Consider the following 13,288-nt stretch of genomic DNA (forward strand, 5'->3'; position numbering starts at 1 on the left):
TATTGGCTTGACGAGCATCGTTGGCATATCACGAATTGTTACATGGAGAAGAAGATGGAAAGAATATTACGGGATGCCGGTAAATGCCGTAAGGGGAATTGATGAACTTGGTTTTGCGGAAGTGTTAATCAAGTATGATGTCAGTTTTTTAATTTTTCAGGAGAGGGAAATATAAATCCCGGGTATTGTTGCAAGAAACTTATAAACGCTTATCTTTGTCAGTACATGCTCCTGAAATTTTATTATCGATGACAGAAAAGGAGTGTTCGAAATTTTAAATGTTGAATGTCAAATCGAGTAAACTAATTTCAAGAAACTACATGATATGAAATTTGCAGGGGTAAGATTGTTAGTTAAAGACTACAAGAAATGTTTCAAGTTTTACACGGAAAAGCTTGGTTTTGAATCTCTTTGGGGGGCAAGGAGAGTGGTTATGCTTCGTTCAAAGTAGCCGATGGGATAGAAGGGTTTGCTATATTTGTATCTGATGATATGGCTCCGGCGGTGGGTAACGTGGACAAAGAACAGCCCGTGGGATATCGTGAAAAATCAATGGTATCTTTTGAGGTGGAAAACGTGGATGATGCTTATCGGGCGCTTCTATTGAAAGGAATCGAATTTGTCAATCAGCCGACCGATATGCCTGAGTGGGGAATGAGAGTGGTTCATTTTCGTGACCCGGAGGAAAATTTAATAGAGCTTTATACTCCTCTTCATGCTAAATAAGGTTATTGTTGGATTATAGAGATAAGGCGATACATTGTGTCAAGGATACGGTATTGCCAATGCAAAGAAAGCAATTTGAAGAATGTGGCTGTTGTTTAGACGAACAGTATAAACGATACGGGAATACAGAATGGCTTTTTGCGGAAATAATTGAAGAAGGACACGTTTATGAAATTGGTTACCCGGCGTGTGTTTGTCCGGAAGTGGTAAGCGGAAAAATGTCGTTTTAAGGTAACCGTGGAGTAAGACCGGATTAGATTGACACGCCCCAAAAAAGAGTTCTTCTCTTTTAAGTTGCTATATCCCGTTGGTAACACTTTTTGTACTTTTAACGTACTACAGTTATCTTTCAATTTTTATCTTTATCTTTGCAAAGAGTAACAAATAGTTTTATGGCTGAACTTCGGGATGAAATAGTGAAAAAATCGTTACTCCAGTTTTTGAACCGGGGGTATAAAGGTACGTCTTTGAAGGATTTGGAGCAGGCGACAGGGTTGACGAAGGGGGCGTTTTATTATTATTTCAAGGATAAGAAGGAGATTCTGGAGGCCGGAATCGAACGTTATTTCAGTATCACGCGGGAGGAGAGTGACGAGGATGCGGAGCGGGTGGCGACGTTGCGGGAGTATATTGATTTGGTAATCCGGAACAAGGAGGAAGGTGCCGATTTGGCGCAGAAGTTTTTCGGGTGTTTCATTCTGGAAGTGTTGTTTTTTCAGCTTGTGCTGGAGGTGGCGCCGTTGTTTCCCGCTTTCAGGGAACGGATTTACACGTTGTCGAAAACTCGTTTGACACACTGGGAGCGCGTGATTCTGAAAGCGAAGCAAAAGGGGGAGATTCGGGAAACGCTGGATACTTCGGTGTTGGCGCGTAACTTGATGTCGGTGTCGAGCAGTATGTTGAATATTGAATTTGAGGAGCCGAATTTGCAGTATGTCTTTTCCGATATGCGGATGCAGTTCGAGCAATATTATATGTTGATAAAAAAATGAACGGAACGAGGGATACCATTATCGAGACCGCTTTCCTGTTGTTCCTCAAGAAGGGATACAAGGCGGTTACTCTCACGGATTTGGAAAGAGCCGTGGGGATGACGAGAGGTACTTTTTATTATCATTTTCTGAACAAGGAGGAGGTATTGAAGGAAGGTGTCACGAGGTATTACCGGATGTTGAATTGCCGGAGGGCGGAGGAGATCGGGCGTGTGCATTCCTTGAGGGAGTTTATTGATTTGACGATACATAATTTGCTGGAGATAGAGAATTACGGGGCAAAGCGGTTTGATAGCGATATCCCGGAGATTTTGTGCCTGTCGCTGATGGTGGAGGTGATTTCGCTTTACCCGGAGTTCAAACAGATGGTGAGTAACACGAAAATCTCGTGGATGTCGAAGTTGGAAGGGGTAATTCTGGAGGCCAAGAAAAATAAAGAGATACGGGATGACGTGGATACGTCTATTTTGGCAAAGAATTTGCTGAATATCAGCGTTGGGTTGATTCATTACGTGGTCATGCATCAAGATATAGCTTACGCTTTGTCGTCCGTGCGTTACCAGTACGAGCAGCTTTATTCGCTCGTGAAAGTGGGGTGAGATTTTTATAAAAGAACATACCGAAAAGTATAAAAACTGATAGAATTGAAAGAGGAAAATAAAAACGATAAGGTGATGAAAAAGTTTACAGTATGTAAATTAGGAATCGGTTGGAGTGTTGTTTTTCTGTGCTTTACATTGGCAGCGAACGCGCAGCAAGTGTTAAGTTTGGAGGATTGCCGACGCTTGGCGGTGGAGAATAACAAAAAACTGAAAATTGCAGACGAGGAGGTGAAAGCGAGTGAGGCACAAAAGGCCGAGGCTTTCACGAAATATTTGCCCGGCATTGATGCCATGGGGGTGTACCTGCGTAACCAGAAAGAGATTAATCTTTTGTCGGAAGACGCGCATTTGCCCGTGGGGACTATCGGGTCGGACGGGAAGTTCACGTTTCGTCCGGATCAGTTGATGGTCGGTGCGGACGGTAAACCGGTTATGGTGAACGGGCAGTACGTGCCGAAGGATTACGCCCTTCTGCCGAAGGAGGCGATGTCCGTGGATGCCCGTAACTTGGGAATCGTGCAGGTGGGGTTGACGCAGCCGGTGTACATGGGCGGAAAGATTAGGGCGTATAACCAGATAGCGGGGTTGTCCGAGCAATTGGCGAAAAGCAAGCGTGCGCAGGAGATGCAGAACGTGATTCTGGCGACCGACGAGGCGTACTGGCAGATTATATCGCTGGTTAACCGGAAAAAGTTAGCGGACAAGTACGTGCAGACGTTGCAGAAGTTCGTGAACGATGTCGAATTGATGCACACGACGGGAGTGGCGACGAAAGCGGACGTGCTTTCGGTGCGGGTGAAGTTGAACGAGGGGGAGATGGTGCAGACGAAGGTGGATAACGGGTTGAGTTTGTCCCGGATGTTGTTGAACCAGATTTGCGGTTTGCCGACGGATACCATCGTGGCGTTGCAAGAGGAAATGACCGAAACGGAAGTGGAAATGGTGCCGGAGGAATCTCTCGAACAGGTGTATAGCCGCCGCCCGGAAGTGGCGAGCCTGCAATTTGCCTCGGATATATACAAGAAAAAGGAAAAGATTGTGCTTTCAGAGTATTTGCCGACGGTGGCACTGACGGCAAATTACTTGAGCAGTACGCCTTCTTTTTATGACGGGGTGCGTAGTAAGTTCGAGGGAATGTGGAGCGTGGGAGTGGGAATAAAAGCACCGCTCTTTCATTGGGGGGCTTCCCGCAAGAGCCTGCGGAATGCGAAAGCACAGACCAATGTTATGAATTACAAGTTGGAGGAAGCGAAGGAACAGATAGAGTTGCAGGTGAATCAAGCGGAGTTTAAGATGAAGGAGGTCGCGAAGAAGTTGAAAATGGCGGAGAAGAATCTGGAACGTGCGGAGGAGAATCTGAAGTTCGCTAACCTTGGCTTTAAAGAGGGTACGATTCCCGTGTTGAATGTGCTGGAAGCACAGACGGCATGGCTGACGGCTAATTCCGAATTGATAGACACGAGGATTGAGGCAAGGTTGTGTAAAGTTTATTTGGAAAAAGCGTATGGAATTTTGGATTTATGATTTTAGATTTTTGATTGAGAGATTATAATATATAAGGAAGTTATGAAAGAGGAAAAAAAGGTTAGCGGGAAGGTATTGATGTTCACGGGGATTGTGATTATCGTATTTTTAGTGGCTATTTTTGGATTTATATTCTGGGAGCCGGTGCCGGAGGTGATACAAGGGGAAGCGGAGGCGACGGAAGTTCGGATTTCCGGTAAGGTGCCGGGGAGAATCGAGAAGTTTTTGGTGGACGAGGGTGACCGGGTGAAGAAGGGGGACACGGTGGCGATTCTGGATAGTCCGGAGGTGTTGGCGAAGTTGAGTCAGGCACAGGCGGCGGAGGATGCAGCCCAAGCGATGAGTAATAAGGCTCAGAAAGGTGCCCGGGAGGAGCAAAAAGCGATGGCTTATCAAACTTGGAAGAAAGCACAGGCGGCTCTTGAGGTTGCCCGGAAATCGTATGAACGGGTGCAAAAGTTGTACGAGGGTGAGGTGATGTCCGCCCAGAAACGGGATGAGGCGGAAGCTAATTATAAAGCTATGCTGGCAACCGAACAGGCGGCTAAAGCTCAGTACGAAATGGCTAGAAACGGGGCGGAGAAAGAAGATAAAATGGCTGCCGAGGCTCAGGTAAATCGGGCGAAAGGGGCAGTCGAGGAGGTGAGTTCCTATATCAAGGAAACTTTTTTGGTATCCCCGATTGACGGGGAGATTTCGGAACGCTACCCGAAAGTGGGTGAGTTGGTTGGAACGGGTTCTCCGGTGATGAACGTGTTGGATTTGGAGGATATGTGGGTAGTTTTTAACGTGCGGGAGGATTTGCTCGGAGATTTGAAGATGGGTGCCGAGTTCACGGGTTATATTCCGGCGTTGGGGGATAAAGAAGTTCGTTTGAAAGTGACTTATTTGAAGAATATGGGAACTTATGCCGCTTGGCGGGCGACGAAGACAACCGGACAGTATGACGCGAAGACCTTTGAGGTGAAGGCGGTGCCGATGGAGAAGGTGGAAGGGTTGAGGCCGGGGATGAGCGTTTTAAAAAAAATTTAAAATTGAACTATGCGTGAAAATATAAAGGCGGTGGGGGCGCTGATGAAGCGGGAGATTCGGATGCTGGCAGGGCATCGGATTTACTGGTTCGTGATGGTTTTTGCCCCGCTGTTTTGTTTTTTGTTTTTCATGGATTTGTTGAAGGACGGGTTGCCGAAGAAGTTGCCCGTGGCGGTCGTGGATGAGGATAACACGACGACTTCACGTTCGTTGGTGCGTTCGCTGAATGCTTTTGCCCAGACGGATGTGGTGATGCGGTCGGCGAATTTTAGTGAGGCGAGGGAGGCTTTGCAACGGGGGGATGTGTACGGGATATTTTATATCCCGGCGAACTTCCGGCGGGATGCCTCGACGGGGAGTGAACCCGTGTTGTCGTTCTACACGAATGATACCTATTTTTTGGCGGGTTCGCTGCTCTACAAGGATATGCGTATGCAGGCGAATCTGGCGAACGGGGCGGTGCAACAAACTTTATTGTTGGCACGAGGGGAGAATCAACCCGTGTTGACGGCGAAGTTGATGCCGGTGGTGTTGGACACCCACCCGTTGAATAACCCGTGGTTGAGTTACGCCATTTATCTGGCGAATTTCCTGTTGCCCGCGTTCCTGTGTATGTTCGTGATGTTTACCACGGTGTATAGTATCAGCGAGGAGATTAAGCAGAGGACTTCAAGGGAGTGGTTGAGTGTCGGGAACAATTCGATTGTCGTGGCGTTGTTGGGTAAATTGCTCCCACAGGCGATTATTTTCACGATTATGGGTATGTTGTATCTGTCTATCCTGTACGGTTACGCTCATTTCCCGTTGAATAGCGGTTACTTCCCGATGTTTCTGGCGATGGTGTTGATGATTCTTTCGGCGCAGTGTTTCGCGTTGTTCGTGACGGGGATTAGTCGGCGCAGTCGGATAGCATTGAGTGTATGTGCCTTGTGGGGAGTGTTGTCATTCTCTATTTGCGGTTTCACGTATCCGGTACGTTCGATGCCGGAATTGGCGCAGATCGGTTCTAACCTTTTCCAGATGCGTCACTATTTTTTGATTTACGTGGATCAAGCTTTGAATGGTATACCGATGATCTATTCATGGCAGAATTACGCGGCATTGGTAGTGTTCCTGTTTTTGCCCCTGTTTATCCTGCCGAAATTGAAGTTGGATTTGTTGGAGTTTAAATATATGCCGTAAGCCGCAGAGCGGCTTACGGGTTGCAGGTTACAGGTTGCATTTGCCTGCGGCAAGTTGCAGGTTGAAATCTAAAATCATAAATCTAAAATGGAATGATGGTTTTTTGGACAGATATATATTACGTTTTCAAGCGGGAGTTTTACTCGATTTTTCGGGATCATGCCGTGTTGACGTTTTTTGTGGCGTTGACGTTGGGTTATCCGATCGTGTACACGTTCATTTATAGTAACGAGATCGCACGGGAGGTGCCTGTTGCCGTGGTCGATCATTCGAAGTCGGTGGCGAGTCGGGAGTTTATCCGGAACTGGGACGCGACGGCAAGCGTGGATGTCGTGGCACGTTGTGCGGATATGGAAGAGGCGAAGATTTTGATGTATAAAAAAGATATTTACGGGGTTCTGGAGATACCGGAGGATTTTAGCAAGAATATAGCTCTCGGGGAGCAGGCGCACGTGTCGCTGTTCTGTGATATGGGGGCTTTGTTGAATTACAAGGCTTTGCTTATGGCGGCAACGGATGTGGCTTTGCAAATGAGTAAGGATATCCAGATACGGGGTATGGAGTATGCCACGAAGATAACGGAAGAGATTAAAGCGTCGCCCGTGAAGATTCAGGACGTGAAGTTGTTTAATCCGCAGGGTGGTTTTACTTCTTTCCTGATTCCGGCGGTATTGATTCTGGTGATTCAACAATCTTTGTTGCTGGGAGTGGGAACGATTGCCGGGACGGAACGGGACAGGCGTCGCAAAAGAAGCCAGTTGCCCGTGGGATGTCATTTCTGTCGTCCCGCGCGGGTAGTGTTGGGTAAGGCGTTCGCTTATCTCCCGGTTTATTTTGTCATGGGGTATTGGGTATTTTTTATCGTGCCCCGTTTGTTTGGGATGACACAGATCGGGGAACGGGGGGAATTGATGTTGTTTTTGTTCCCGTTCTTGTTGGCGTGTGTCTTTTTCGCGATCGCGATGTCATTCTTGAGCCGGGAACGGGAAATGCCGTTTCTGATATTTGTATTCACGTCGGTACCGTTGATGTTTATTTCGGGGATCTCGTGGCCGAAGTCGGCTATCCCGGAGTATTGGGTATGGTTCGGCAAGTTGTTTCCCTCGTCGTTCGGGATAGACGGTTTTGTGAAAATTAATAACACGGGTGCCACTTTGTCAGAGGTATTGCCGGAGTTCTGGGGATTGTGGATTTTAGTGGCGGTTTATTTTATTGTGGCATGTTTGTTGTATAAAATAGAGTATAGAAAGCTAAAAAATAAAAAAGATTTAGTGGTTTCGTAACCGGGACAGAAAGATACTGAATCTGAATGTTTAAATGAAAAGATGATGAAAGGTGTTGTGCTTCCCCTGCTGGGGATCGTTTTATTGTTGTGTGCTTGCGGGAATAATAAGTCCGGGCAAGAGCGTACGAGAGCAACGGTGAAAGCCGATACGGTGAGAGATTACCGGGGAGAATTGTCTGTTGTTTATCCGGGGAAGGTTAAGGCTGCTTCGGAGGTGAAATTGTCATTTCGGGTAGCGGGTCCTATAAAAAACGTGTTCCCGGAGGTGGGGGCATTCGTGAAAAAAGGTCAGTTGCTTGCGCGGATAGACCCTCGGGATTACGAGATACAGTTGTCGGCGACCGAGGCGGAGTATAAGCAGGTGAAGGAGGAAGCCGGGCGGGTGATGGAACTGTACCGGCGGGGAAGTGTTCCCGTGAATGACTATGACAAGGCGGTGTCGGGAATCAACCAGATCACGGCGAAGTATAACGCGCATAAAAACGCGTTGGAGGATACGCGTCTGACGGCTCCTTTTGACGGGTATGTACAGCATAAATATTATGACGCGCATGAAACGGTAGCGGCGGGTTATCCGGTAGTGTCGATGATTAACAGTAATTATTTTGACGTGGAGATTGATATTCCGTCAAGTGATTTTGTACGGCAGGATCAATTTAAGGAGTTTTTTTGCACGATAGATGTATTTCCGGGAAAAGAGTTTCCTCTTGAATTGATAGAAATCACGAGAAAGGCTAATTTGAATCAGCTTTACCGGATGCGGTTGCGTCTGAAGCCGGTGGAGGGGTTGGATATTGCTGCCGGAATGAGCGTGAACGTGACGATAAGTTATAATCCTAACATGGATGCACTGGTGATTATGCCGTTGTCCGCGATCTTTGAGGATAACGGACAGGCTTCCGTGTGGGTGTATAATCCGGGGAAACAGGTCGTGGAGAAACGTCCCGTGCAGTTGAAGAAGTTATTGAGGACGGGCGAAGTGATCGTTTCCGAGGGATTGGTTCCCGGTGAGATTGTCGTTTCGGCAGGTGTGCATAGTTTGAAGGAGGGGATGCAGGTGGAGTTGTTGAAGCCGGTATCGAAGACGAACGTTGGGGGACTGCTTTAATTTTAGATTTTAAATTTTAGATTTAAGATTCGGCAGCTATGCTGCCGTGAACAAAGCGTCCCGCGGTGCCCATTGACCTTATAAACTTTATGGACTTTATAAACTTTATGAACTTTAAACGTTGCGAAGCAACAAAATATGATGAATCTCGCGGAATATGCATTGAATAATAAGGCGCTGGTGAAGTTTTTTATCGCCGTGCTGGTGATTGGGGGTATTTTTGCTTTTATCTCGATGAGTAAGCTGGAAGATCCGGAAATCAAGGTGAAACAAGCTATGGTGGTGACGGTTTACCCGGGGGCTTCGGCGCATCAGGTGGAATTGGAAGTGACGGACGTGTTGGAAAAATCCATCCGTTCGATGGGGGCTATCGGTAGTATAGAGTCGAAGTCGATGGCTGATTTGTCGATGATTACGGTGGAGTTGGAGAGTACCGTGGGACCGGATGAGTTGGAACAGAAATGGGATATTTTGCGCCGCAAGGTTACTAATGCGCAGGCGCAATTGCCGGATGGGGCACGGGCTTCCGTGGTGATGGACGATTTCGGTGACGTGTACGGGATGTTTTACGCAATTACGACGGACGGTATCGGTGACGAGGAATTGTTGGACTATGCCCAACTGGTGAAACGTGAATTGCAGGAAGTGGAAGGTGTGCGTCGGGTGGAGATTTACGGGAACCGGACGGCGTGTATCAATATAGAGATTTTGCAGGATAGAATGGCAAATCTCGGAGTGCATCCGATGGAGGTGCTTGCCACGTTGAATAACCAGAACAAGACGGTGTATCCCGGTTATTTTAACAGCGGGGATCAGCGTTTGCGGGTGGCGGTCAATGATAGTTATCATTCGGTAGAGGATATAAAGAATCTGATTATACAAGGACACGAGGACGATCAGTTGCGCTTGCGGGATATTGCCAGCGTGACGGAAGGATACGAGGAACCTTCCCGCAACGAGATGCGCTATGACGGGAAACGGGCTTTCGGGCTTGCCGTGTCCATGGAGAAAGGCGGGAATATCGTGAGTCTGGGAAAGAAGGTGGATCGGGAACTGGAACAACTGAAAGAATCGAGGATTCCCACGGGTGTTGAGTTTCACAAGGTGTTTTTTCAGCCGGACAGGGTGAATGACGCGATAAGCGTGTTTATGGTTAACCTGATCGAGTCGGTGGTTATCGTGATTCTGGTGCTGATGCTGACGATGGGATTCCGGAGCGGTGTGATTATCGGTACCGGGTTGGTGATTATCGTGCTAGGTTCTTTCGTGGTGCTTTATTTGTTTGACGGGACGTTGCAACGGGTGTCGTTGGGTTCTTTGATCGTGGCGATGGGGATGCTGGTGGATAATGCAATCGTGATTGTAGACGGTATCCTTGTCGATCTGGAACGGGGGGTGAAGCGTCCGGCGGCGTTGACGAATATAGCGAAGAAGACGGCAATGCCTTTGCTGGGAGCCACGTTGATAGCGATACTGGCGTTTTTCCCGATATTTATATCCCCGGATACGACGGGGGAATACGTGCGGGATTTGTTTATCGTGCTGGCGGTGTCGTTGTTGTTGAGTTGGGTGCTGGCATTGACGCATATACCGATTCACGCGGATCATTCTTTGAAGGTAAAAGCCAAGAAGAGTGGAGAGCAGTTGTATGACAGTAAGATATATCGTTTGTTCCGGCAATTCCTTTCTTTTATGCTTTGGCACAAGTCGATGGCTATCGGGGTGGTCGTGGTGTTGCTGGCGATCACGGCTTTCCTGTATCGGTATATCCCGCAAGGATTTTTCCCGGATTTGAGTTACACGCAGTTATATATAGAATTCAAGATGCCGGAGGGCACGAGAGTGGAGCGGGTGGAATCCGATTTGGCGGAGATCGAGGACTATTTGATGAACCGCCCCGAGGTGACACACGTGACGACGAGTATAGGGGGTACTCCTGCCCGCTACAATCTGGTACGGTCTATTGCCGAACCGTCGATGAGTTACGGGGAGTTGATCGTGGATTACACGACCCCGGAGGCGTTGAAAGAAACGATGGAGGAGATACAGGATTATCTCACGGCGAATTATCCGGACGCTTACGTGCGGATGAAGCGGTATAACCTGATGTACAAGAAATACCCGATAGAGTTGATGTTCACGGGACCTGATCCGGCGGTGTTGAAGGAGTTGACGGAGAAGGCGGAGCAGATCATGCGGGATGAACCCGCGGTGGTGCTGGTGACGAATGATTGGGAGCCGATGACGCCGACTCTGATGGTGAATTATTACCAGCCTATTGCCCGAGCGATTGGTCTTTCCCGTTCGGACGTGGGACTTTCCATGCTTTCCGCCACGGATGGAATGCCTATCGGCTCGTATTACGAGGGGGTGCATGCCAAACCGATTTATCTGAAGAGTCTGGATAGCAAGGGCGAGAAGGTGGAAGCCTTGGATAATATTCCCGTGTGGAGTATGTTGCCCTCGACTGCCGCTTTGAATGAAGAAACGCTGAAAGGTTTGTTGATGGGGACGACTTCGGGTGAAGATTTGTTGTCACAGACTATCGGTTCGATTCCGTTGAATCAAGCTACGCGGGGAATCACGATGAAGTGGGAAGATCCCGTGGTGCGTCGCTATAACGGGCAGCGTGCTTTGCGGGCGCAATGTAATAATGCCCCCGGGTATACAGCCGAGAGCGCCCGGAAGCTGTTATTGGCGAAAATCGACACGATAGCGTTGCCGGAGGGTTACGCGATGCAATGGTTGGGAGAACATAAGGCGAGCGGGGATTCCATGCGTTACTTGTTTGCCAATATCCCGCTGGCGGTAATTTTGATGATCGCTATATTGATCATGTTATTCAAGGATTTCAAGAAACCCGTCATTATATTCTGTTGTTTGCCTTTGGCGGCAATCGGTATCGTTTTGGGAATGTTGATCAGTGGCAAGGAATTTGGTTTCGTGGCGATAGTCGGGGCGTTGGGGTTGATCGGTATGATGATTAAGAACGGGGTGGTGCTGTTGGATGAGATTGGGTTGCAAATTGCTTCCGGGAAGGATCAGACACAGGCATTGCTCGATTCGTCTTCTTCTCGTTTCCGTCCGGTGATGATGGCGTCGCTGACCACGATTCTGGGAATGGTACCGTTGCTGGGTGATGATATGTTCGGTTCGATGGCGGTGACGATTATGGGCGGTTTGTTGGTGGGGACGGTGATCACGCTGGTGTTTATCCCCGTGTTGTATGCCGTATTTTTCAAGGATAAAAAAGTAACAGGTAAAGAGTTATGAGATACGCGTTAGTAATATTGTTGGCGGTTGCCTGTAGTTCGGTTTTCGGACAGGTACATCTGGATTTGAAGAAATGCCGGGAAATGGCATTGGAGAGCAGCAAGAAAATGGCTATTGCCGTGAAGCAAGAGGAAAAGGCGGAAGCGGACAAGAAGTCATATCGAGCCAATTTCTTGCCTAAAATCTCGGCGACGGGCTTGTATGCTTACATGCAGAAAAAGACTTCGTTCACGATTGACGGGGGGTATTTGCCGACATTCGTGCCTCAATTGGACGGGACGTTGAAGCCGAATTATTTGTTGAACCCGTTGACGAACGAGCCGTTGATCGGACCGGACGGGAACCCGATATTTAATCAATACGCTTTTATGCCGGATATTGATTTGGAATTAGGCTTGCGGGGGGCGTATTCGGCGGGAGTGATGTTGGAACAACCCGTTTACATGGGTGGAAAGGTACGTTCCGCTTACCGTATGGCTTCTATCGGTAAAGAAATGGCAGAGATTAATAAAGAGTACAGTCGGGCGGAAGTGATTACCGAGGCGGACGAGGCGTACTGGCAATATTTGCGGGTGGTGGAGTTGGTGGCTTCCGCCGGGAAATATAAATTGGTGGTATCCGAGCTGGTGCGCAACCTGACGGATGCTTTTGAAACGGGGATGGCTTCCCGTAACGATTTGCTGAAAGCACAGGTGCGTCTGAATGAGGCGGAGTTAATGTTGCAAAAGGCGGAGAACGGGAGAGCTTTGTCGGGTATGAATCTTTGTCGGGTGATAGGCATAGATCTTCATTCCGTGTTGCTGGTGAATGATTCTTTGCAGGAGAACGTGACGCCGGGGGTATTGGACAGCAATGAAGGGGTGGGAGGACGCCCGGAATATAATTTGTTGGAAAAAGAGGTCGAGTTGAAGAGCAGGGAGGTTGCCTTGACACGTTCCGATTTCCTGCCTGAATTAGGGGTATCCGCATCATACGGGTATCACGGGGGTATCTCGTTAAACGGGAAGTCCACGGATGTTTCTTCTTTTTCCGCGATAGCGTCATTGAAGATTCCTATATACAATTGGGGTGAAGGAAGAGGTAAAATCAAGGCGATGAAGGCAGAAGAGGAGATGAGCCGATTGAAAAAAGAGGAGATGACTCAATTGATGTTGCTGGAAATAGCTCGTGCCCGTTATAATATCGAGGATGCCCGAACGAGGGTGACTCTGACTCGCAAGTCTTTGAGTCAAGCGGAAGAAAACCTGACCGTGAGCAAAAACCAGTACGAGGTGGGAATGGAAACGATTACCAATTATCTGGAAGCACAAGCCCAATGGCAGAAGGCGTGGAGCGATTGGATCGATGCCAAGGCCGAATTGAGATTGAGTGAAACGAAATATCTGAAAGCGACGGGAAGACTGAACTGATTTTGGATTGAATGATTCCGTGATTCGGTGATTGCTGACAGCCGTGTAAGGGGAAAGTAACGTGTGATCATGCAAGAAGAGTACTTCGTGATTTATGAAGAAAGATGCTCATTTACTTGCAATTGTATTTTATTCTTCCTATCATTGTGAAAACG

At 48.0% G+C, this 13,288-nt stretch carries 9 protein-coding genes and 1 pseudogene; all 10 read left to right on the forward strand.

The window, feature by feature from the left end; all coding sequences use genetic code 11:
- Window positions 1-325 precede the first annotated feature (325 nt).
- Window positions 326-726, forward strand: a pseudogene (locus Q5866_RS15550) (VOC family protein).
- A gap of 392 nt (window positions 727-1,118) precedes the next feature.
- Window positions 1,119-1,718: a TetR/AcrR family transcriptional regulator gene (locus Q5866_RS15555; RefSeq protein WP_099291063.1), complete on the forward strand. Its 600-nt coding sequence runs from the start codon at window positions 1,119-1,121 to the stop codon at window positions 1,716-1,718.
- Window positions 1,715-2,317, forward strand: a complete 603-nt coding sequence (locus Q5866_RS15560; protein ID WP_099291062.1) for a TetR/AcrR family transcriptional regulator — start codon at window positions 1,715-1,717, stop codon at window positions 2,315-2,317. The genes Q5866_RS15555 and Q5866_RS15560 overlap by 4 nt, the downstream gene beginning before the upstream one ends.
- A 75-nt stretch (window positions 2,318-2,392) precedes the next feature.
- Window positions 2,393-3,844, forward strand: coding sequence for a TolC family protein (locus Q5866_RS15565; RefSeq protein WP_303181190.1), 1,452 nt, complete (start codon window positions 2,393-2,395; stop codon window positions 3,842-3,844).
- A gap of 42 nt (window positions 3,845-3,886) precedes the next feature.
- Window positions 3,887-4,876, forward strand: a complete 990-nt coding sequence (locus Q5866_RS15570; RefSeq protein WP_186974657.1) for an HlyD family secretion protein — start codon at window positions 3,887-3,889, stop codon at window positions 4,874-4,876.
- A 9-nt stretch (window positions 4,877-4,885) separates the two neighbouring features.
- Window positions 4,886-6,058 carry an ABC transporter permease gene (locus Q5866_RS15575; RefSeq protein WP_186974656.1) on the forward strand — a complete coding sequence of 391 codons (1,173 nt, stop codon included), beginning with the start codon at window positions 4,886-4,888 and terminating at the stop codon, window positions 6,056-6,058.
- A 92-nt stretch (window positions 6,059-6,150) separates the two neighbouring features.
- The gene (locus tag Q5866_RS15580; protein ID WP_303181193.1) at window positions 6,151-7,341 is read left to right on the forward strand and encodes an ABC transporter permease; all 1,191 of its coding nucleotides are present in this window, start codon (window positions 6,151-6,153) and stop codon (window positions 7,339-7,341) included.
- Window positions 7,342-7,383: 42 nt separating this feature from the next.
- Entirely contained in the window at window positions 7,384-8,451 is a 1,068-nt protein-coding gene (locus Q5866_RS15585; protein ID WP_303181195.1) for an efflux RND transporter periplasmic adaptor subunit, read from the forward strand.
- Between the two features lie 141 nt (window positions 8,452-8,592).
- On the forward strand, window positions 8,593-11,724 hold the full coding sequence (locus tag Q5866_RS15590) for an efflux RND transporter permease subunit (protein WP_303181241.1): 3,132 nt from the start codon (window positions 8,593-8,595) through the stop codon (window positions 11,722-11,724).
- Entirely contained in the window at window positions 11,721-13,133 is a 1,413-nt protein-coding gene (locus Q5866_RS15595) for a TolC family protein (protein WP_303181197.1), read from the forward strand. The genes Q5866_RS15590 and Q5866_RS15595 overlap by 4 nt, the downstream gene beginning before the upstream one ends.
- The last annotated feature ends 155 nt before the right edge of the window (window positions 13,134-13,288 follow it).

Source organism: uncultured Butyricimonas sp. (assembly GCF_959596855.1).
Lineage (GTDB): Bacteria > Bacteroidota > Bacteroidia > Bacteroidales > Marinifilaceae > Butyricimonas > Butyricimonas muris.

Excerpts from the sequence above, each read along its gene's own strand:
- Q5866_RS15555 (WP_099291063.1), top strand. The coding sequence starts at position 1,119 with ATGGCTGAACTTCGGGATGAAATAGTGAAAAAATCGTTACTCCAGTTT.
- Q5866_RS15560 (WP_099291062.1), top strand. The coding sequence starts at position 1,715 with ATGAACGGAACGAGGGATACCATTATCGAGACCGCTTTCCTGTTGTTC.
- Q5866_RS15565 (WP_303181190.1), top strand. The coding sequence starts at position 2,393 with ATGAAAAAGTTTACAGTATGTAAATTAGGAATCGGTTGGAGTGTTGTT.
- Q5866_RS15570 (WP_186974657.1), top strand. The coding sequence starts at position 3,887 with ATGAAAGAGGAAAAAAAGGTTAGCGGGAAGGTATTGATGTTCACGGGG.
- Q5866_RS15575 (WP_186974656.1), top strand. The coding sequence starts at position 4,886 with ATGCGTGAAAATATAAAGGCGGTGGGGGCGCTGATGAAGCGGGAGATT.
- Q5866_RS15580 (WP_303181193.1), top strand. The coding sequence starts at position 6,151 with ATGATGGTTTTTTGGACAGATATATATTACGTTTTCAAGCGGGAGTTT.
- Q5866_RS15585 (WP_303181195.1), top strand. The coding sequence starts at position 7,384 with ATGATGAAAGGTGTTGTGCTTCCCCTGCTGGGGATCGTTTTATTGTTG.
- Q5866_RS15590 (WP_303181241.1), top strand. The coding sequence starts at position 8,593 with ATGAATCTCGCGGAATATGCATTGAATAATAAGGCGCTGGTGAAGTTT.
- Q5866_RS15595 (WP_303181197.1), top strand. The coding sequence starts at position 11,721 with ATGAGATACGCGTTAGTAATATTGTTGGCGGTTGCCTGTAGTTCGGTT.